Source organism: Paenibacillus sp. FSL R7-0204, from assembly GCF_038002225.1.
Lineage (GTDB): Bacteria > Bacillota > Bacilli > Paenibacillales > Paenibacillaceae > Paenibacillus_AQ.
Genome location: NZ_JBBOCA010000001.1, coordinates 7,269,600 through 7,289,149 on the forward strand (window position 1 = coordinate 7,269,600; position 19,550 = coordinate 7,289,149).

Consider the following 19,550-nt stretch of genomic DNA (forward strand, 5'->3'; position numbering starts at 1 on the left):
GCAAACGTTCAACCGGGGAATTCATACTATGGACATACTGCACTAACTATACTTACTTAAATTGGAGGAAATGATAATGAAAGCGCCACAAGGCGTCCGGTTGCTGCTGGTAGATGATGAGCCTCATATCCTTCAGTTTCTGGAACTGGGCCTAATTAACGAAGGCTTTGAGGTACAGACCGCCGCAGATGGCGCTGAGGCGCTGGCAGCGGCGGCCGACTTCAAGCCGCATGTCGTTATTCTCGATGTGATGATGCCCGGCATGGACGGATTCGAGGTCTGCAGGTGCCTCCGTTCCGAGGAAGCGGAGGTGGCGATCATTATGCTGACCGCGAGGGATGAGGTGGACGACCGCGTCACGGGCCTGTCCCTGGGCGCAGATGATTACATGGTGAAGCCGTTCAGCTTCGAGGAGCTGCTGGCCCGGATTCAGGCCCGGCTGCGCAACCAGTTCCCCGGCCTGCTCGGCGAGGTCCGCTGCGGCCCCTTCCGGATTGACGGCCGCCGCAAGGAGATCCGCCATAAGGAGGAGGTGCTGGAGCTGTCTCCGACTGAATATGAGCTGCTGCAGTATCTGGTGATCAACCACGGTCTGGTCCTGAGCAAGCCGATGATTCTGGACAAGGTGTGGGGCTATGACTTCGGCGGGGAGGAGAATATCGTGGAGGTCTATATACGCTCCCTCCGGGAGAAGCTCGGCGACAAGGAGCACCGGATCATCCGCACCCTGCGCGGGGCGGGGTACCGGGTGGATCTGGTATGACTGCCCGGACCCGGAGCTTCTCGGGCAGATTCCATGCTCCGCGTTCCCTGCGCAAGCAGCTGCTCGCCGCCTCGCTGCTCATTCTCTCAGGATTGCTTATACTGATCGGCACACTCCAGTATGTACTCATGCGGAATTTCATATACAGCAACCGGGCAGAGGCGATGGAGACCCAGATACGCTCTGTGCCATTTGAAATCTTCAATAATGCAGGTAACAGACGGCCCGGGGGAGACCGCCGTCCCCTGCTGCTGGACGCCCATACTACCCTCGCTATCTACAATCAGGATGGCGGCTTCATGGATTTGAAGGAAGAGACCCTGTCCGCTTCGCCTGCACCGAGAATGAGTAATGAGGCCTATAACCAGCTGTTGAGGCTCGCCCCAGACAAGCGGGGCGGGAAATACCAGCTGATTACCGCCGGGGATGGCAGCCGGCATCTGGCGGTCTTCATGAATCTGGGCAGGCCCGGTGCTGCGCGGATGCTCCTGCAGATGACAGTGGAGACCGGACCGCTGAGGGATGTCATCCTGCAGCAGCTGCTTATATTCGGAGCGTTATCGGTAGCAGCTCTGCTGGCCGGGCTGCTGCTGTATTTGCCTGCGCTGCGCAAGACGCTGGTCCCCTTATCCAACATGGGGCGTTCGGCCCAGATTATCGATGCCGGTAACCTGAATGTGCGGTTCCCTGAGCAGCAGGGCCAGCTTGAGATCGACCAGCTCTCCCAGTCCTTCAACGGTATGCTGGAGCGGCTGGAGATTTCGTTCAAAAATGAGCTGGAGGCGAAAGAGCAGATGCGCCGGTTCGCCGCCGATGCTTCCCATGAGCTGCGGACGCCGCTGACGTCTATCTACGGCTTCCTGGAGGTACTGCTGCGCGGAGCTGCCGATAACCGGGAACAGCTCTATAGCGCGCTGAACAGCATGCACGGTGAAGCCAAGCGGATCAACAAGCTGGTGGAGGACCTGCTTCTGCTCGCCCGGATGGACGGTGCCCCCCGGCTGCGGGTCAAGCAGGTACTGCTGGGCGAGCTGATCGACGACATGCAGGCACAGCTCCGGGTGCTGGCTGGAGAGCGGCAGGTCGTATTCGACCTGGCATACGGTATCCGTTGCCTGGTTGATCCTGACCAGATCAGACAGGTCCTTCTTAATCTATTCCACAATGCGGTTCAGCATACCGATGCGTTCAAGGGCATCATCCATATATCGCTGCATGCCGGGGGAGAACTCGCAGAGCTGACCGTGAAGGATAACGGCTCCGGCATCTCTGCGGAGCATCTCCCGCATGTCTTCGACCGCTTCTACCGCAGCGATTCCTCCCGCACACGCAAATACGGCGGCTCCGGGCTTGGTTTATCGATTACCAGGTCCATTGCCGAAGCGCATCAGGGAGAAGTGACAGTATCCAGCACCCCGGGTGAGGGGGCCGCCTTCAAGGTCTCTCTTCCATGCCTCCAGGATTAGCCAATGAGCTGTAAATAGCGATATAATAGTTATAGACTATCAAAGCTTAAGCATATGCTTCCGAAGCGAGTTTTGCGAAGTGATTCAATGAGGTTTATGCTATCAAAACTTAAGCATATGCTTCCGAAGCGAGTTTTGCGAAGTGATTCAATGAGGTTTATGCTATCAAAACTTTTAGGAGGTTATTTCATGTACGAAATCGTCATTATCGGTGCCGGTCCTGCCGGTGCAAGCGCCGCCCTGTTCGCTGCCAAGGCCGGCAAAAAAACGCTGCTGATTGACAACGACAAAGGTATGACCCGCAGAGGCTGGTATGAAAATTATTACGGAATTAGCGAGATCGGCGGACCTGAGCTGGTAGAAACCGGACATAAACAGGCCGTGAAGTTCGGGGCCGAGCTGGTTGCCGGACAAGCGACGTCGCTGGAAGCCAGCGGTGAGGGCTTTGTCATTGGGACGGAGAGCGGAGCTACTTATGAGGCTAAGCATGTCGTGCTGGCGACAGGTGTTCTGACGGATCTGGCTGCCGCAGCCGGGGTAACGACCAAGGAGGGTACGGAGCCAAGAATCAAGACCGTGATTGCCGCCACACCGGAAGGCAGAACCAATATCGACGGGATCTGGGCCGCCGGAACCGTTGCCGGAATGAGTGTTCACGCGATTATCACTGCCGGGGACGGCGCCAAGGTTGCCGTCAACATTATCAGTGAGCTGAACGGGGCACGTTATGTCGATCACGATTTGCTGAAGGGTTAGCTGATACTACATAAGAACCGCCTTTCCTTAAGAGGAGAGGCGGTTCTTTTTTACGAAATATTGTTATTTGTTGAGACTGGCGACTCTCTGCTCCGGTGCGCTCTGCTGCGGCCTGCCGCTGTAGAATTCCTGAACGATGTAGAGGGGACGGCCCTTCGATTCATCATAGATTCGTCCGACATACTCGCCCAGAATACCCAGCATGAGCAGCACGAACCCGTTGAAGGTCAATGTGATCCCGATCATCGATGCCCATCCCTTCACGGCCGCATCCGTAAAGAGCGCCAGATACAGCACATACATCAGGTACAGAAAACCGGATACGGACAGAAGCACTCCAAGAACACCAGCCAGCTTCAGCGGCTTATAAGAGAAGGAGGTAATGCCGTCCAGCGACAGCTTCAGCATCCGCCCTAACGGATATTTGGTCTCTCCGGCCAGCCGCTCCTCCCGCTCGTATTCTATCGCCTTCTGGCGGAATCCAACCCAGCTGACGAGACCGCGAACGAAGCGGTTCTTCTCGGGCAGACGCTTCAGCTCATCGCAGACTCTGCGGTCCATCAGGCGGAAATCACCGGTGTCCACCGGAATGGAGATATCTGTCGAATAACGCAGCACCCGGTAAAATAAGCTGGCCGTCCACTTTTTGAACAGGGACTCTCCGTTTCGCTTGATCCGCTTGGCGTACACGACCTGGTAGCCTTGCTTCCACTCCGCAATCATCTCCGGAATCAGCTCGGGCGGGTCCTGGAGATCCGCGTCAATGATCACAACCGCATCGCCCAGCGCATAATCCATCCCTGCGGTAATAGCGACCTGATGCCCGAAATTGCGGGACAGATCGATCAGCTTCACACTTTCATCCCAATAGCTGTACTCCTCGATCATCTGCGCGCAATTGTCGGTGCTGCCGTCATTGACGAAGATCAGCTCGTAGGGCTCGCCTGTTGTGCCCATTACTTTTTTGATGCGCCGGTAGGTCTCCTGAATAACAGCCTCTTCATTGTACATCGGTATAATAATGGAATAGCGCACTTGAACACTCATGGGCAGCTCCTCCTCAAAAGTAGTAAGGAAGCGCGCCGGCACATGACCGGATATACGCGCTTCCCGATCTCCTGCTTCCGCAGGTTAGTTCAGGGTTATCTCATAAAGGGTTCCGGCATTGCCGCTGTTCTGTGTTCCCTGCCATTCTGCGGCCGGAACCTCCGTGCCGTTCTTGGTAATCCATTCCGTAATCTCCGAACTGCCGCCCCTCATCCCGCCCATGCCGCCGCCGCTGACCAGGAAGTACTTCACCTGCCCGCTCTCTACAAGCTCCTTCAGGCTGTCCGGGGTGTAAGGGGTATCTGACGCATTGAAGCCGTTCAGGATGACAACCTGCTCCCCTTCGTCGATGATATACGGGCCTGCTGTTCCATAATCCATCGCTGCGAACAGATATTTCTCGCCGGTATTATGCTCCTTGAGATAGCCCAGCAGAGATTCATTAATACCAGCGGCGTTATTTCTTCCCCCCATGCCACGCACGCCCGGCATGTTGGCTATGTCGGGCATGTTGCCCGTTGCGCCCATTGCGCCCATTACGCCCATTCCGAAGGAGCTGCCGCTATCCGGCCCTGCTGCCGGCGTCATGCTGTTATTGCCATAGACAATCGGCGTAAATGCCCAGTAGAGCGGACCAATCAACAGCACCATGAACCCTGTTACCGCAGCGGCATGTAACCAGGAATGCCTATTGCGTATCGCCTTCAGCAACCGCAGAATGATTAGCACTACTGTCATTGCAATACCTGCTGCCAGTATGCCCACGGACCACCCGCTGCCGATGATATCGTCATACGGACGGATAATGTACACCTCAAGCACCGTTGTAGCAAGCACAGCTGCGGGCAGCAGCCAGGACAGCCAGGCCTTCCGCTCCTTATAGTAGCTCCAGAGCTGAGACCAGCCTGCACCTGCCAGCGCCGCCACCGGCGGAGCCATCATAATCAGGTAGTACTGGTGGAAGAAGCCGGCGATGCTGAAGAATCCCATGACCGGAACCAGCCAGGCCAGCCAGAACAGGGCTTCCTTATGCTGCCGGGTAAAATTCCTGCGCCGCAGGCTGGCCAAGATCCCGATGCTGCTGAGCAGCACGAACGGCAGCAGCCAGCTCCCCTGGCCGGACAGCTCCTGCTGGAACAGCCGCAGCGGACCGGCAGTGCCGGTGTTGAACATGCCGCCACCGCCCATCCCGCCTCGTCCGTCCAGGCTTCCGAACCCGCCGAATCCGCTGTTCTCTCCTTCTCCGCGCCGTCCGCCGTCCTGACCGCCCGGCACCATGCCGCCACCGCGTCCATCCTGGCCTGAAGCAGTCCCGCCGCTGTCACGGCTCTGATTGTCCCCGGCAGCGGAATCACGACCGCTCGTCGTCCCTTGCCCGTCTGCGCCCCCTTGCCCGCCAGCTCCATCCACGGGCGGGAATTCACCGTTAAAGTCCGGCATTTCCCCGTTCATTCCGGGCATACCGCCACCGCCAAAGCCGCCACCCCCGGCTCCTCCAGTGCTGCGGTCACCGGTCAGACGGGACACACCATTATAGCCAAAAGCCAAATTCAGCACAGAGTTCGTGCCGCTGCTCCCGATGTAAGGACGCTCATCCGCCGGAATGGAATCGACAATTACAGCCCAGGATAGAGACACTGCCAGCAGTACGGCAGTGCAGGCTGCAAGGGTGCCGGTTTTCTTTTTCCAGTTCACCTTGGCTGCCAGGAGATAGAATAGATAAAAGGCCGGAAGAACCATATAAGCCTGCAGCATCTTCTCATTGAAAGCGACACCGATGAGTCCGAAGGCTGCCAGCAGGCTGCCAAGCCGGTGGGTCCGGGTGCCTCTGAAGAGGAACCATGCCGCCAACAGTAGTGTAAACACCAGCAGCGTATCAATATTGTTCGTCCGGCTTACCGCCGCTGCTACCGGAGTAGCGGCCATAACGAGCGCTGCAAGCCGTGCCGCCGCCCGTCCGAAGGTTGGCTTCACCAGCAGATAGACCAAGAGTACCGAGCCTACACCGCTGAGCACCTGCGGCAGAATGACACTCCAGCCATGCAGTCCGAAGACCAGCGCGCTTAAGGTCTGCAGCCAGAAGGTTACCGGCGGTTTATCGACCGTTACAGACCCTGCCGAATCCAGGGAAGCGAAGAAGAAGTTATGAAAGCTCTGCAGCATGCTGCCTACTGCGGTTGTATAGTACGTATTGGCATATTGGTCATTCCAGATTCCGTATCCGTACAGGACGGCTGCCAGCAGCATAATCATTAGCAGGACAACATCGGTACCCGGCCTCTTCAGTAATTTCATTGTATGATCCACTCCGATTCGTTCATTTCTTAGGTGTATTATGGCATCCGTACCTTAACCCGTAATGAATGCCCGCTGAATGTTTGCTGAACGTGCCAAATACCCCGACGGGAGATGTCCCAGCGGGGTACTTGGTAGAGCTATTATTTCCCTTACGGCTTACGGGCCAGCGCTGCTACCTTGTTCAGGGTGTTCCAGTTGCGCGCGGTAAGCGCCGTTCCCAGCAGCTTGTCGAACGGCACCTTGAACAGCGGCGACTCGCTTACACTCACTTCATAGAAGGCATACAGCTCCCTGCCGATCAGCTGTACCTTATCGGCTCCATTCTCATAGGGGCGGAGCTTCTCCAGCGCTTCAGCGGCTGGCTCCGCTGCCAGGAACGAGACGTACAGGCGCTTGTAGGCTTCCTGTTCACTCTGCGGGAACGGATTGCCGGCAATCACCGCCTCCAGTTCCTCCAGAGAACGGATCATCACCGGAACCTCAAAGCCGAAGGTCTCCTGAATCTTCCCGCTAATCATCTCCGCCAGCCTGTCGCCGGTTAACGCTTCACTCTCAAATATAACATTGCCGCTCTGGATGTAGGTGCGTACATTCCTGAATGGAAGCGTTCCGAGGGTGGCCTTCAGATCCTGCATTTTGATCACTTTGTTGCCGCCGACATTGATGCCGCGCAACCATGCAATGTATGTATTCATCTGTGTTCCGCCTTCCCTATACAATCTATTACCCGCAGGTTTATGCTCTCAGGCGTCTGTGGATCTCACGGACCAGCAGCTCCTTCTCAGGAACCGGAAGGCCTTCTACCAGCCGTGCCGCCGCTACCGGCAGTATCCACGCTTCGATATCCTCATGCGTCAAGCCTGACAGCTTCAGATACCTGCCGACATATTGTGCGGTCAGCCGTTTTCTGGCGAACCCCAGGAACCCCTTAGCGAACACGGAAGCCTGCGGAGGCATGGCCCCGATACTGAACATGATTACTGACCGTGCCACATCTGCCGCAGGATTGCCGCGGACGCCGGTCATCCAGTCAATGACCCACAGCTTATCGTCCAGCAGGATATTATCCGGGTGGAAATCGCCATGGCATAGCTTCTCCCCGTCCGGCAGCCGGGCAAGCCGGGACAGAATCTGTGTTTTCTCCTCTGTCTCAAGCATGGGTGCGGCGATAATATGCTGCTCCAGGCGCTTCTTCTGCGCCCCGGCTTCGCCCATGCCGTCGAGCTGATGGAGGCTGTAATGCAGGCCGGCCATCTGTTTGAAGCCGCTGAAGTTCAGCCAGGGCTTCCGGTTCATCTGCTGCAGCAGGGTAGGACCGGCGATCTGCTGATATACAATTCCCCGTTTGCCCTCTACAACTACCCGCTCATGGGGCTGCGGAGTAGCAACACCTTGTTCATAGACCCATTTACTGATGCGGTATTCCAAGTCCACATGCTCTTCCGGAACGTCATCGCGGTACAACTTAAGAATTGTCTCTTCCCCATACTGCAGCACTTCCGCCGTTCTGCCTTGACCGATTACCTTCCCCTGCATATCAATGCCCTCCCGGCTAATCCAGACTGATCCGCGAGTAAATGCTCTCATCTCCCTTTATAATGAATCGCGGAAAAACTCATGATAGAAATTAATAATAACCAGCAGCACAGCCAGCGATTCGTTGACACTGTCCACTTCCAGAGCGTGGTTGGCATCGTCAATCCTGTATACCCTTACCTGCTTCATGCTGCTAAGCTCGGCAGGATGCTGCCCGGTGAACATCGGGTCACTCCCGCCGTAAATTACACTGCCCCGGCTCTGCCTGATGAACGGAAGGCTCTCGGGAACAGGCGTAAGAAACAGATGCGAGACCTTCTCGCCCATTCCGGGCTCCGACGCCACCTTACCGGCAATAATTGTGCCCATACTCTTACTGATGAACAGGAACTGCTCGTAGTCGGGAAGCGAAGCAAGCGCAATTTTGCATTCCTCGGCAACAATATCAATCTCCTCGCGCTTGAAGGCTACTCTCGCAGCCTGGTAGCCGTATTCGAGCAGCAGCAGGTCACAGCCGTATTCCCGGGCCAGCTTGCCCGCATAATCCAGCAGCGGCCGCTCGGCGGAATAATTCTGTCCCGGGAACACCACAGCCAGCACCTTGGAGCCTTGCGTGATAAGCTTATGTCTGACCTCTCTGCCCCAATGTGAGGACATTACAATGCTCGATACGCTCATCTATAATCCACGCCTTTCCTACCTGTTCTATGAGATTCTCTCTTGCCTCTCATTATAGCTAACTTCAGCACAGGTTGAAAACCGGACAGCCCCGCAGGGCGGGGCTGAATAGCTGACGCTGCTCTATGAACCTTCTGGCTGCTGCTCTGGAAGGGCCTTGTGTCTACTGTTCCTTCTGCGGGCGAGAAGCTCCGCTGTAAGCCACAGCAGTACAGGGATAACTACCTGGAACGGGAGTGCATATATCTTGTAGATATGATACGCGAAATACTCCATTTCCATAATATTGGAATAGATGAAATCCGACAGATAGACCATGATCAGTCCCATCTGAAGCACTACAGACCGGTAGCTCTCCAGCTTGAATACCTTGGCCACACCGTTGCAGGTTACATACAGGCACAGACTGACCTTGATGAAGAGCGCCGTAACAAACACAATGGCAGCGGAGCCTTCAATCCGGGTGACGAAATCTCCGATATTAATCCGGCTGACCGCCACGTAAGAGGGGTAGTACAGGCTGGACAGAATATCAGGGCCGAGCATCAGCAGGTTGCGCAGCGTGATCATAATAATGATCCCCCCTGCAATCAATGTGCTGCTGATCAGCACCCGCTTGGCAGAGCCCTTGGCCGGAATGGCGCTGAATGCGCCAAGGAAGACTACAATCTCGGCAAAAGGGAAGGTGAACGAGCCTGCTGTATCTGCAAGAATAAGGTTAAATCTGGTATTGAGTAGCGGCTTCAGATGATGGTATTCAAATTTGGGTACGGAGAGTAGTTGTAAGATCACAATTACAATCAGCGAGAACAGCAGCAGGAATTTGGCGCTTCTTCCAAGCACCTCGATCCCGGCGTGGACCACCCACATACAGAGCAGGCCAATCATAAGCATGGGTGCGAGCATCGGAGTTGCGGTTAAAGCCACGGTCTTGCTGAACTCCCCGAAATTGCGCAGCACCAGCGCTCCCAGATGTAAAGCATACCAGATATACAGACAACAGAGCATCCGTCCCAGGACGGATCCGAACACTTCAATCAGCATGTCATACAGATCCTTGCCCGGAAACAGGACATGGAGTCTCGCATAGACCAGCATAAGCGGAACGGCCAGCAGAATTGCCAGCAGTTGGGCAATCCAGCTGCTGTTGCCGGACTGTGACGAGGTTCCCAGGAACAGGGAAGCACCGGTGACAAATAATACAGCGATGCTGATGGACTGGCCAGCCGGAATAGTCTCTTTGCTCACACTCTCCTCCTCCTTCAGCGGTGCGCTCTAATATAGCTTTTTCACCCATTCCACAAACAGCGGTGACGGACTGGGAATCTCCCAGCGCATCGACAGTGCGAAGGCCAGCCCGAAGGAGATCAGGTACAGGGCGGAGCAGACCAGGAAATCCCGCTTCATTCCCTTCTTCCGCAGCCCATATGGATCAATTACAGCTATCAATGCGTAGATCAATATCACGTAAATGAACATCCTTAATCCCCCAGCCGGATGGCCCGCGAAGTCTTGGCACTGCTCTGTATCGTCAGCTTGGACTTGACGCTCACTTCAAGACCGGCAAAGGCCTCAGGCCAGTGGTCTTTCACTTTGGCCCAGAGCTTAGGATGATTCTCGTACAAGCTCTCTCCAAAGCCAAAAATATCAGCATCGTATCGCTGCTGCATCTTATGAATTAACGCCAGAATATCCGCCTGCAGCCGCTCAGCTGCCCTTTGCTCGATATCCTGAATTGTCTCATCCTTAAGGAATCCCTCCGTTATCATAACCTCATCCAGCCCTGTCTTGGTTACCGTATGAATCTGTATCTGGAGCTTGCCATCCACCATTTCGTGCTTCAGCTTGGTCTGATTGGAGACAATCTCCAGCGAATACGCCGGATTCCCCCGCTTATCATCTACAGCCAACACCCCTCCCTGCATTACATTTTTGATTATAAGCATCGTCTTCGTCTCATCGCCGCTCAGTTTGCCCACCATCCGGTCCTTCACAAATACGGCGGTACCTGCCACCCTTTCGCTCTGCTCACCATTTTTTCGGTGAATATGAATGATTGGGGCCGTCGCATTAATCCCCGAAGTCTCCAGCTTGTCGATGAAATCCCAGATCTCCACAGCTGGAGCGATGTTCGTATACTTCTCGTCACGCATCATCTGGGCCAATTCAAAGGACAGGATGGCTTCCGTGGTGCTTTTCATATTGAGCACCTCGCGGGCCGTCTTCTCTCCAGACACGAAGATGAACACATCCGAGCGGGTCTCCGTGTCCCGGCTGTACCAGTCAATGACTTTGACTAGCCCCTCTCTGGCGACTTCCTCACTGATGATGATTGCCTTCGCATGACTCCAGAAAAGCTTCTTGCCTGTCATAGAGATCATATTGCGGACGATCTCAAACATCGTATTCCCGCTGAGGCTGACCATCTTGTAGCCCGCCTGGGCCTTGTCCGCCGACCCGCCTGTATCCACTACCTCTGCTGTAAGCAGCAACTTCCCATCCTCATTCTTATCAATGGCCACTCCGGCGACAATCGCCATATCATCCACCTCGGCATAATTCCAGCAGCCGGTGAGTCCCAGGCTCAGCAGCAGCAACAGTGCGATAAGAGAGGTATACCCTCTCAGCAGAGATCTCATGACCGCTTGGCCGGTCTCTTGGCCGGCTTCCGTCTCCGGTTGCGCATTCCAATCATCGCCGGACGCAAATTCATATCCCACCAGGGGGCACGGATGGTTGTATCCTTAATATCCTGCGGGCGGATCGAGCCAACCCCAAGCATGTAGGAGACCCCGAAGGAGCGCAGACTCATCAGATGAATGACCAGACCGAGCAGACCGAAGAAATATCCGTAGAGGCCGAGGAAAAAGGTGGTGCCGAGCAGCACCAGTCTGGCGATGATCAGCGGCCCGGTCAGCCTCGGATTGAGCAGCGTCGTTATCCCTGTCAATCCCACCACGATGACCATCGGCGCACTGACAATCCGTGCATCCACAGCAGCCTGGCCCAGCACCAATGCTCCGACAATGCTTACCGCCTGCCCAATCGAAGTCGGTATCCGCGCGCCCGCTTCCCGCAGCACCTCGAAGATGGTCAGCATGAGCAGCGCTTCAACTATAGTTGGAAAAGGCACCGATTGCCTGGCAGTCGCAATGCTAAGCAGCAGCAGAGTGGGGACCATCTCCTGGGCATAGGTTACAAGGGCAATATAAGCGGCCGGGATACTGATCGACATGAAGGCTCCCAACACTCTAAGCACACGGTTAAACGATGCAAAATAATAGTTGATATAATAATCCTCACTGGCCTGGAAGTTCTCAACGAATACATAAGGAACGGTCAGCGCAAAAGGGGTGCCTTCGACGAGGACCGCAACCCGGCCCTCCATGATTTTGCTCACGAGTGTGTCCGGCCGTTCGGTACTTCCAACGGTTTCAAACGGAGAGTAGGGCTCGTCACGGATCAGCTCGGACAGATAACCCGTGTCCAGAATAAGATCAAGCTCCACCTTCTCCAGCCTGTCATACAGCTCCTTAATAATGTCGGGAGAGGCCAGGCTCCCCATATAGCAGATACAGGTCTGCGTCTTGCTGCGTGTTCCGATTTCCGTGAATTCAAATTTCAGATCCGGGTCGCGCACCCTGCGGCGGATCAGGGTCAGATTCACAAGCAGCGATTCAGTGAAGCCCTCACGGGGGCCACGCACCGTTTTCTCTGTAGTAGGCTCTTCTATCGCTCTGGAGTCCCATCCCTGAACATTGATGAGAAGCCCTCCGGCATAGCCTTCCAGCAGCAGCACCGCCTTCCCGCTGACGACCGCCCCGATCAGTCCATCCATCTCCTCGGAGACCATGACATCTGGGGTATCAATGACAGTCAACCGGATTCTCTCCATCAGAACCTTAGGGTCCCGGTGCTCTTCTTCTGCGGGCTGGTAGGCGAGTACCGGCTTGATAATCCCCGTCTGAATCAGATTCCGGTCCACCATTCCATCGACATAGATTAACCCGCAGCGGACGGGAGCGCCCTGGCTGTTCTCTATAATCCTTACTCTTAATGTCCCGTCGTTATTGAATATCTTCCGCAGCCGATCCACCGTCTCCTCCAGCGAAGGGCTTAGTGGAGGATGCGCTGATAGGGTACCGGCAGCTTCGCTGTTCAGTGCAGGTTGCTTGTTCTTCACCGCTATCACTCCTCTCAGAGATCTATTGCTCTGATTATCCCCCGTCTCTCTGACTCCTATTCGCCAGAATTTGCTGGATAGGAGAAGCAGAAGCCGCCCGGCCCTTGAACGGCACAGCAAATAAGCCCGCTCTGTAACAGAGGGGCCGGCTGGACCAAGCTTCGTATGATATCGTCAGCCGCTGCTCCACTAAGGCAAATGCTCCTTGCAGCAGCCGCTTTATGTTATGGTTAGTACAGTTAGAAAACAGCGGTGGGACTGTTACAGACAGAGAAAGGTAAAAGGAGCACGTAAAATGACACCATTCACGCGAAAAGTTATTCTCATTATTCAGTCGATCCCGGAAGGCTCCGTCATGACCTACGGCGGGATTGCCCGAGCTGCCGGAAGTCCCCGGGCGGCCAGGCAGGTTGTGCGCATTCTGCATTCCATGAGCAGGAAGTACAAGCTGCCGTGGCACAGGGTCATCAACGCCAAAGGAATGATCTCGCTCACCGAAGACGAATCCGCTTCCCTGCAGCAGCTATATTTAACCGGAGAGGGCGTTATCTTCGATGAACGGGGCGTGGTTGACCTGGAGCGCTACCAGTATGTTCCGGCTCCTGAGCTGGAGATGGAGATGGACATGGAGCTTCCGCCTGAACTCGGCGATGAGGAGGAGGCTTAACCTATCTTCCTCCGGCCCTCGGAATAACTCCTGCGGCTCCCGCCCGCCAGCCCGTTCAGCAGGCAATACATCGTGGCATAGATCACCAGCAGCACAAAGGCGACGAATAGGCTGAAGAACACTGACTGCCGGTTCAGACTGTCCATGACCAGCCGGTAGAGCTGATGGCGGTCCGTCAGCACATCCCAGCTGTTCAGCCGGTAGACTCTGCCAAGCAGGACGCCGTAGCCGCCCATGACACAGGCGAACAGGACGAAGACCCACGAGAGCAGCATGTTGCTTTTCCGGTAGATCACGTGCTGGAACTGGTACAGGGAGAAGAATCCGGTCAGCCAGCCGCTCCAGGTGAACAGGAGGAGGGTGGTCAGATCATACCAGTACCGGTTCTGGATCGTTCCACCGACGATATACTTGCTTTTGCGGACAGTCAGATGGATCAGATCAGTCATAATATAAGGCGCATTCGGAAAAAACAGCAGCCAGGCTACGCCCAGCGGCAAAATCAGCAGCCCCCCGATCTTCCGCTTATCCAGCTCATGCGCAGCCATGGAGAAGAAGAACGGCACCCAAGCCAAAAACAGATTCCAGAGCAGAAACGCATAGTACGTATCCGTCTGCAGCGAAACTACCTGATACACTGCAATGGTTGCCGCGGACATTCCAGCCAAAAGTATAAAGACTTTGGTATAATTCAGTTCTTTCATGAAGGATAATCTCCTAACCTTGATATAGTCCATTTCTGTAATTGTACAAATATGGGGCTGGAGTGTCCAATATCGGGAGGTTTAGCGGGAAATGCGGTGACTAGTGGAGACGGCTTTGCCGTCTTTTCATACATTTCGCTTACAAATTAAATTCACTGTACTCATCCTCAGTCGTCTGCACGTTCTTCAGATACATAATCTGCCCCATATCATTCACACGCACAATATCTATACCCGCCTTCGCATAGACCATGCCATCGGCAGCTTGTCCGCATACTGCCCAGTTGGTCAGGTAGCTGCCGTCAGGCTGAAGTACCCATGCGTCCCACATATGTTTAATGTCTTTGTTGTGTTCATAAAAAGTCTTAATCACTACCTCGAATCCTGTGCGGCTTCTCCCGCCCGACACAATTTCAGCAATCTGACCACGGTCTGTAATGCATTAGGTGACCCGTTGCGTATGAAGATTGCCTATTGTCTAGCCAGTTCTGGCGAGAAACGCTGCTCCGCCTTTGAAGTCGACCACATCTCAAAATCAACGTTGTCCCACCACGTTAAAATGCTTCGTGAAGCTGGAATTATCCAGCCGCGCATAGAAGGCAAACAGCACTTTTATTCGCTCAGAAAAGATGACTTAAATACCCGTTTCCCAGGTCTGGTCGATATGATTCTGCACACAGGAGACTTAGAATAATATATGATAAAGCGGGTACATGTTATATTAAACGACAAAGAAATCGCTCCTTTTGGGATGGAAGGCGAACCCTCCATTTTACCAAAAAGGCGATTTCTTTTTCCGGATTACAAGGGCTATACCCCGCCGCTCAGCTTGCGGGCCACCGCCGGAGTGCGGCCCTTGAAGGCCGCGCTGCGCGATGAGGATTCCTCCAGCCCCGAGAGGGCGCTGCATTCTCTGAAGGCCGCATGCGCGCAGCCCCGGCACCGGCTGGGATTCACGCTTCCCAGCGCTTCATTGATCGCTTCGCCGGTATGATCATAGAACTGGGAGGCTCCGATCCGGTCATACAGCCCTGTTCTCTTCAGCAGCTCCAGCGGCTGGCTCTGGATGCCTGAGATCATCAGCCTGCCGCCTGCCGCCTGCAGCTCCTTCACCAGCGCTGCCAGATTGGCCTCGCCTGTCGTATCCATCAGCGGCACCTTGCCCATGCGCAGCAGGATAAGCTTAGGCTGATCCGGGCCGAGCTCGGGCATGGTGTGGTCGAAGCGGTAAGCGGCGCCGAAGAACAGCGGTCCCTCCACATTGTAGATGCCGATCTGCGGACAGTCGTGGCTCTCGGTTACCATATGGGCCTCGACCTTGACGGAAGACGGGTCAGGCAGCACCTTGGAGATTCTATGCACCTCGCCCATGCGCTTAACGAAGAGGACAACAGCCAGGATCAGCCCCACCTCTACCGCCACGGTCAGATCGGCGAATACCGTTAGCAGGAAGGTAATCGCCAGCACCAGTGAATCCCCGGTCTTCAGCTTCAGCAGGTGGAGGAACTCCTTGCGTTCACTCATATTCCAGGCTACGACCATCAGAATCGGGGCCATCGCTGCCAGCGGAATGCTGGAGGCATACGGGGCGAACAGCAGCAGGATCAGGAACACGACCACGCCGTGAATGATCCCGGATAGTGGAGAAGCGGCACCGCTGCGGATATTGGTGGCGGTTCTGGCAATCGCACCGGTAGCCGGTATCCCGCCGAACAACGGCGCGGCGATATTGGCGACCCCCTGGCCGATCAGCTCACGGTTACTGTCATGGCGGCTGCCCGACATGCCGTCAGCCACGACTGCGGAGAGCAGCGACTCAATGGCTCCCAGCAGCGCAATGACAAAGGCTGGACGGATCAGCAGTTTGATTTTCTCCCACGTAATGACCGGGAAGTGAAAGCTAGGGAGTGTATTCGGAATATCTCCGTAAGCAGAGCCGATGGTCGTCACCTTGCCGCTGAAGAACAGGGCTGCGATAACCGTGGCACACAACAGTCCAATCAGAGAACCCGGCACCTTCGGGGCAAACCGCAACCCCAGCACCACTACGCCGAGACATACTCCCGCAGTCAGAATGCTGTACAGATTGATTGTGGAGAGATGCGCCCCGATCTCCTTCATATTGTCGATAAAGCTCTCATGCCGCTTCATATCCCTCAGGCCAAGGAAGTTTGCAATCTGCCCGCTGAAAATAATAACGGCAATCCCGGCCGTAAAACCAATGGTCACCGGCTTGGGAATGAACTTAATCAATACCCCCAGCCGCAGAACACCCATCAAGACAAGGATCACACCGGCCATCATTCCGGCAATCAGCAGATTCTCATACCCGTACTGCATGGCAATAGCGAACAAAATAGGAATGAATGCACCCGTAGGCCCGCCAATCTGAAACCTGGACCCGCCGAATAAGGAAATCAGTATTCCGGCCACAATGGTTGTATAAATTCCGTACTCCGGCTTCACACCGGAAGCAATAGCAAATGCCATCCCGAGCGGGATGGCAATAACGCCGACGATTGTCCCTGAAATGATATCCTTACGCAGCGAAGCAATGTTATAGCCCTTGAATCGGCCCCACCCTGTCATCCTATAACCTTCTTTTCTCTGAATATCTGATTATTTGAATATAATACCCACATTACTCCTGCCCGCTGCTCTTGTCAACGGGGTAATCCGCCCCCCGGAAGCCGGGGTTATTCGCTGCGGATGCCTTCAAGCAGGGAAATGGTACTCACCAGATGATTGTCGAAAATCTGTCTGGCTACAGCCAGAAGCTCCTTGATCAGAGGATCACGGAGAGCATAGATGACAGTGGTCCCTTCCTTGACGCTGGTGACCACATTTTTAGCCCGGAGGACGGCCAGCTGCTGGGATACCGCAGAGCCTTCGGAGCCCAGGATCGCTTGCAGCTCGTTCACATTCTTCTCGCCTTCGCTAAGCAGCTCCAGAATCCGAATCCGCATCGGGTGAGCCAGCGCCTTGAAGAATTCCGTCTTAAATTGTTGAATATCGCTGTTCATCAGATTTCTGCTCCTTATGCTGTTACTTGTTTCAATCTATATTATATTAGCGCATTTGCCTGAAGGTGGCTATGCCGGGGCAGGAAATCGTTCGTAAGCCGGGGGCCTACGGCCCTTACAGATTCACGGGATACAGCTTGGCTTCACGGGTCCTCAGCTCAACGAACCCGCCCAGCGCCATTGGTTCGCCGAGACATTCGAACATGATCAGGTCGCGGCCGATCCGCAGATAACCCGCGCCGTCCTCCTCTATATTTTCCAGCACGCCCGTCAGAATAACCGTGTCCCCTTCGATACGCAAGCCAAAGGCACCCCCGGGAGCCGGCACAATATCGACCCAGCTCATGAACAGCACCGGCAGCTCCCATTCAGCTTCCCATACCTCTCCCGTTTGTACAGGCGGCCCGCACCAGATGGCTCTGGCTTCCCCCCATTCCGCTGCCGCGAATCTGATTTCCCCGGTCCGGGGGCCTTGTCCAAGAATGTGTATGTTCATCTTCATTAGCTCCATCTTCGTTCATTGGTATAACGTCATTATACATGACCGGGTGCCGGAGAGGATATCAGGTGTAATTCTGCGTTGCTTTATTCAGATACGTACTGGGATGCAGCCAGGGATGCTTGAAGAACTCGTGTTTGTCGGTGACCTTGCGGGAGACGCTGAGGTCATAATCAATCATGCGCTTCACCTTCTCCGCGAGATCTCTGCCCTTCACCAGCAGGCCCAGCTCGTAATCATGGCAGGCACTCCGTTCATTAATATTATAAGAGCCGTGAAATACCGCCTGCGCTCTGTGGTCGTAAATGATTTTCCAGTGGGAGAAGCGTTCAGTCGCACTATAATCATAGAAGGATACGCCGTTACAAAAAGGAACGTACATGTTGCTGCGCACCGCCGCCCGGTTTGTCGGATGATCATTGACCAGGAGCGGATTACAAATGACGAGATGGCAGGCACGCTCCGGTCCCACTTCACCCAGCCGGTCCCAGAAGGCCTGATCGATCAGATACGGATTCACAATGAGGGTCTCATCGGCCGCATAGGTGATCACATCCAGAATATATTGCTGAATCAGATTCACCGGGTTGCCGGGAAAGCTCGCGAAGAGCGTACACTCTTCCTCCCCGAACGCGTAGTCCACCGCAGGACGATAGAAGGGTGACGCAAGGTCAAAGTGATCTCCCCCGAGCAGCAGCCACCTGGAGTGAAAAACAGCGTTCAGCGACTGGGCCACAGCCCCTTGAATACGGAAGCAGCCGTCATGCCACTCCTCTTCCTTCGCGGGGATACCGAGCGGACGTCCATCCACCTGCTGGTCCGGGGCTTCCTGAATGGGGGTTGCAAAGGTATACTGGTCCCCGATATTCAGACTGCCGATAACGGAAGTTATTCCGTCTATAATCATGAATTTGCGGTGGTCAATCACATTCAGCCCGGTCACTTCCACATCCTCTTGAACCTTATCCTGCAGAAAAAGGATGCTCTCAGGAACGCCCTGTGACTTCAGCACCTTGCGCTTCCCAGCCCATTCCTCCGCACCGTAATAGGAGTGGAAGGTATCCAGCAGCCTCGCACCCGCCTGCTCCAGACGCCCGGCAATGTCGGAGAATTGTCCCACCTCCAGATTCTGGCCGTATCCGAGCGCAGTGACCTTATAATTCACCATGATTCTAACCTGGACCCCGCGCTCAAGCGCATGAAGCAGCTCATCCGCGATAAGGTTCCCCGAATGGTCATTGAAGAACAGCATCACGGACAGATGAATATAACGTTCAGCCCGGCGGATCTCGCCGAGCAGCATGCCCAGACACTGCGGCCCGTTCACATAAGGATCTACCTGGTTATGCCGGGTGGTCTGCGGGGCCAGAGCTCTGAGCTTGCCGGAATCGAGCCCCGCTAGGGTATCCGTGAGCTGATTAAGCCATTCCTGGCTTATACCCGGCAGCTGCCCGAGCTGCTGCATATCCGTTATGACGCCCCCGCACTCCTGCCGGTAAGCGCGCGCGGTATCACTTTGCAAAAGAGGGGCAAAAGCCGGCTCAGCCTCCTCCGCGCCTTCGGTAAGCGAAGCCAGGGAGCCGCCCGAAATATGATAATTCACGTAGTCTATGAGATCCTGCAGGAGCTGCCCGTCCTGTTCCGCAGCAGCAGGATTAGAGGGTAACCGGTGATTTTTATGTACATTAGTCATGTAGTCTTCATCTCCTTCGTTCTTCCCCCCGCCTTGCTTCGCCAGCAAATGACAAGCCAAGTAAGGGTAAGGTAAGATACCCTGGTTGTACTTTTTATAAACGGTACGGCGTCTTGCAAGTGGAAACGGCTTTGCCGTCCTTTTAAAGGACGGTACCGTTTCAGCGAGAAATAGAAGGATAATTTATGGTGTGCAACATATAAATTCTTATATTTTAAAAAAAGGATGCCACAGCAG

At 54.9% G+C, this 19,550-nt stretch carries 20 protein-coding genes; 5 read left to right on the forward strand and 15 right to left on the reverse strand.

Annotation, left to right across the window (positions count from 1 at the left end; all coding sequences use genetic code 11):
• The first annotated feature begins 76 nt into the window (after positions 1 to 76).
• From MKX42_RS31465 to MKX42_RS31475, 3 genes are all read left to right on the forward strand, one after another.
• A complete protein-coding gene (locus MKX42_RS31465; RefSeq protein WP_340757343.1) occupies positions 77 to 763 on the forward strand; it encodes a response regulator transcription factor in 687 nt (228 codons plus the stop codon).
• Positions 760 to 2,229, forward strand: a complete 1,470-nt coding sequence (locus tag MKX42_RS31470) for a sensor histidine kinase (protein WP_340757345.1) — start codon at positions 760 to 762, stop codon at positions 2,227 to 2,229. Before MKX42_RS31465 ends, MKX42_RS31470 begins: the two co-directional genes overlap by 4 nt.
• A gap of 189 nt (positions 2,230 to 2,418) precedes the next feature.
• On the forward strand, positions 2,419 to 2,985 hold the full coding sequence (locus MKX42_RS31475) for an FAD-dependent oxidoreductase (protein ID WP_340757347.1): 567 nt from the start codon (positions 2,419 to 2,421) through the stop codon (positions 2,983 to 2,985).
• Positions 2,986 to 3,048: 63 nt separating this feature from the next.
• Here MKX42_RS31475 and MKX42_RS31480 read toward each other — a convergent pair whose 3' ends face one another.
• The 9 genes from MKX42_RS31480 to MKX42_RS31520 form a co-directional block, all read right to left on the reverse strand.
• Positions 3,049 to 4,032: a glycosyltransferase family 2 protein gene (locus MKX42_RS31480; protein ID WP_340757348.1), complete on the reverse strand. Its 984-nt coding sequence runs from the start codon at positions 4,030 to 4,032 to the stop codon at positions 3,049 to 3,051.
• Between the two features lie 84 nt (positions 4,033 to 4,116).
• Complete coding sequence (locus MKX42_RS31485; protein ID WP_340757349.1) at positions 4,117 to 6,327, reverse strand: ArnT family glycosyltransferase; 2,211 nt, start codon at positions 6,325 to 6,327, stop codon at positions 4,117 to 4,119.
• A gap of 152 nt (positions 6,328 to 6,479) precedes the next feature.
• Positions 6,480 to 7,025, reverse strand: a complete 546-nt coding sequence (locus tag MKX42_RS31490) for a DUF1697 domain-containing protein (RefSeq protein WP_340757351.1) — start codon at positions 7,023 to 7,025, stop codon at positions 6,480 to 6,482.
• A gap of 40 nt (positions 7,026 to 7,065) precedes the next feature.
• Complete coding sequence (locus MKX42_RS31495) at positions 7,066 to 7,866, reverse strand: phosphotransferase family protein (protein WP_340757353.1); 801 nt, start codon at positions 7,864 to 7,866, stop codon at positions 7,066 to 7,068.
• Positions 7,867 to 7,923: 57 nt separating this feature from the next.
• The gene (locus tag MKX42_RS31500) at positions 7,924 to 8,544 is read right to left on the reverse strand and encodes a hypothetical protein (protein WP_340757354.1); all 621 of its coding nucleotides are present in this window, start codon (positions 8,542 to 8,544) and stop codon (positions 7,924 to 7,926) included.
• A 123-nt stretch (positions 8,545 to 8,667) separates the two neighbouring features.
• Positions 8,668 to 9,792: a GerAB/ArcD/ProY family transporter gene (locus MKX42_RS31505; protein ID WP_340757355.1), complete on the reverse strand. Its 1,125-nt coding sequence runs from the start codon at positions 9,790 to 9,792 to the stop codon at positions 8,668 to 8,670.
• A gap of 27 nt (positions 9,793 to 9,819) precedes the next feature.
• Complete coding sequence (locus tag MKX42_RS31510; protein WP_076083870.1) at positions 9,820 to 10,023, reverse strand: hypothetical protein; 204 nt, start codon at positions 10,021 to 10,023, stop codon at positions 9,820 to 9,822.
• Between the two features lie 2 nt (positions 10,024 to 10,025).
• Positions 10,026 to 11,183: a Ger(x)C family spore germination protein gene (locus MKX42_RS31515; protein ID WP_340757356.1), complete on the reverse strand. Its 1,158-nt coding sequence runs from the start codon at positions 11,181 to 11,183 to the stop codon at positions 10,026 to 10,028.
• Entirely contained in the window at positions 11,180 to 12,727 is a 1,548-nt protein-coding gene (locus MKX42_RS31520; protein ID WP_340757357.1) for a spore germination protein, read from the reverse strand. Before MKX42_RS31520 ends, MKX42_RS31515 begins: the two co-directional genes overlap by 4 nt.
• A 295-nt stretch (positions 12,728 to 13,022) precedes the next feature.
• Between MKX42_RS31520 and MKX42_RS31525 the strand changes: the two genes are divergently transcribed.
• Complete coding sequence (locus MKX42_RS31525; protein ID WP_340757358.1) at positions 13,023 to 13,394, forward strand: MGMT family protein; 372 nt, start codon at positions 13,023 to 13,025, stop codon at positions 13,392 to 13,394.
• Here MKX42_RS31525 and MKX42_RS31530 read toward each other — a convergent pair.
• Positions 13,391 to 14,098 (reverse strand): DUF1361 domain-containing protein, encoded by a 708-nt coding sequence (locus tag MKX42_RS31530; protein WP_076083861.1) that lies wholly within the window; start codon positions 14,096 to 14,098, stop codon positions 13,391 to 13,393. The genes MKX42_RS31525 and MKX42_RS31530 overlap by 4 nt on opposite strands.
• Before the next feature lie 139 nt (positions 14,099 to 14,237).
• Positions 14,238 to 14,471, reverse strand: a complete 234-nt coding sequence (locus MKX42_RS31535) for a hypothetical protein (RefSeq protein WP_340757359.1) — start codon at positions 14,469 to 14,471, stop codon at positions 14,238 to 14,240.
• Between the two features lie 87 nt (positions 14,472 to 14,558).
• Between MKX42_RS31535 and MKX42_RS31540 the strand changes: the two genes are divergently transcribed.
• Positions 14,559 to 14,792: an ArsR/SmtB family transcription factor gene (locus MKX42_RS31540; RefSeq protein ID WP_340757360.1), complete on the forward strand. Its 234-nt coding sequence runs from the start codon at positions 14,559 to 14,561 to the stop codon at positions 14,790 to 14,792.
• Positions 14,793 to 14,908: 116 nt separating this feature from the next.
• Here MKX42_RS31540 and MKX42_RS31545 read toward each other — a convergent pair whose 3' ends face one another.
• The 4 genes from MKX42_RS31545 to MKX42_RS31560 all read right to left on the reverse strand — a co-directional run bounded on the left by MKX42_RS31545 (position 14,909) and on the right by MKX42_RS31560 (position 19,313).
• Positions 14,909 to 16,687 carry a SulP family inorganic anion transporter gene (locus MKX42_RS31545; RefSeq protein WP_340757361.1) on the reverse strand — a complete coding sequence of 593 codons (1,779 nt, stop codon included), beginning with the start codon at positions 16,685 to 16,687 and terminating at the stop codon, positions 14,909 to 14,911.
• Between the two features lie 107 nt (positions 16,688 to 16,794).
• Complete coding sequence (locus tag MKX42_RS31550) at positions 16,795 to 17,121, reverse strand: ArsR/SmtB family transcription factor (RefSeq protein WP_036700195.1); 327 nt, start codon at positions 17,119 to 17,121, stop codon at positions 16,795 to 16,797.
• A 115-nt stretch (positions 17,122 to 17,236) separates the two neighbouring features.
• Positions 17,237 to 17,617: a hypothetical protein gene (locus MKX42_RS31555; protein WP_340757362.1), complete on the reverse strand. Its 381-nt coding sequence runs from the start codon at positions 17,615 to 17,617 to the stop codon at positions 17,237 to 17,239.
• 67 nt (positions 17,618 to 17,684) lie between these two features.
• Positions 17,685 to 19,313, reverse strand: coding sequence for a phospholipase D-like domain-containing protein (locus MKX42_RS31560; RefSeq protein WP_340757363.1), 1,629 nt, complete (start codon positions 19,311 to 19,313; stop codon positions 17,685 to 17,687).
• Positions 19,314 to 19,550 lie beyond the last annotated feature (237 nt).

What these genes read in the sequence shown, in the direction of transcription:
- MKX42_RS31465 (WP_340757343.1), top strand. Translation starts at nt 77, where the DNA reads ATGAAAGCGCCACAAGGCGTCCGGTTGCTGCTGGTAGATGATGAGCCT.
- MKX42_RS31470 (WP_340757345.1), top strand. Translation starts at nt 760, where the DNA reads ATGACTGCCCGGACCCGGAGCTTCTCGGGCAGATTCCATGCTCCGCGT.
- MKX42_RS31475 (WP_340757347.1), top strand. Translation starts at nt 2,419, where the DNA reads ATGTACGAAATCGTCATTATCGGTGCCGGTCCTGCCGGTGCAAGCGCC.
- MKX42_RS31480 (WP_340757348.1), bottom strand. Translation starts at nt 4,032, where the DNA reads ATGAGTGTTCAAGTGCGCTATTCCATTATTATACCGATGTACAATGAA.
- MKX42_RS31485 (WP_340757349.1), bottom strand. Translation starts at nt 6,327, where the DNA reads ATGAAATTACTGAAGAGGCCGGGTACCGATGTTGTCCTGCTAATGATT.
- MKX42_RS31490 (WP_340757351.1), bottom strand. Translation starts at nt 7,025, where the DNA reads ATGAATACATACATTGCATGGTTGCGCGGCATCAATGTCGGCGGCAAC.
- MKX42_RS31495 (WP_340757353.1), bottom strand. Translation starts at nt 7,866, where the DNA reads ATGCAGGGGAAGGTAATCGGTCAAGGCAGAACGGCGGAAGTGCTGCAG.
- MKX42_RS31500 (WP_340757354.1), bottom strand. Translation starts at nt 8,544, where the DNA reads ATGAGCGTATCGAGCATTGTAATGTCCTCACATTGGGGCAGAGAGGTC.
- MKX42_RS31510 (WP_076083870.1), bottom strand. Translation starts at nt 10,023, where the DNA reads ATGTTCATTTACGTGATATTGATCTACGCATTGATAGCTGTAATTGAT.
- MKX42_RS31515 (WP_340757356.1), bottom strand. Translation starts at nt 11,183, where the DNA reads ATGAGATCTCTGCTGAGAGGGTATACCTCTCTTATCGCACTGTTGCTG.
- MKX42_RS31525 (WP_340757358.1), top strand. Translation starts at nt 13,023, where the DNA reads ATGACACCATTCACGCGAAAAGTTATTCTCATTATTCAGTCGATCCCG.
- MKX42_RS31530 (WP_076083861.1), bottom strand. Translation starts at nt 14,098, where the DNA reads ATGAAAGAACTGAATTATACCAAAGTCTTTATACTTTTGGCTGGAATG.
- MKX42_RS31540 (WP_340757360.1), top strand. Translation starts at nt 14,559, where the DNA reads ATGAAGATTGCCTATTGTCTAGCCAGTTCTGGCGAGAAACGCTGCTCC.
- MKX42_RS31545 (WP_340757361.1), bottom strand. Translation starts at nt 16,687, where the DNA reads ATGACAGGGTGGGGCCGATTCAAGGGCTATAACATTGCTTCGCTGCGT.
- MKX42_RS31550 (WP_036700195.1), bottom strand. Translation starts at nt 17,121, where the DNA reads ATGAACAGCGATATTCAACAATTTAAGACGGAATTCTTCAAGGCGCTG.
- MKX42_RS31555 (WP_340757362.1), bottom strand. Translation starts at nt 17,617, where the DNA reads ATGAACATACACATTCTTGGACAAGGCCCCCGGACCGGGGAAATCAGA.
- MKX42_RS31560 (WP_340757363.1), bottom strand. Translation starts at nt 19,313, where the DNA reads ATGACTAATGTACATAAAAATCACCGGTTACCCTCTAATCCTGCTGCT.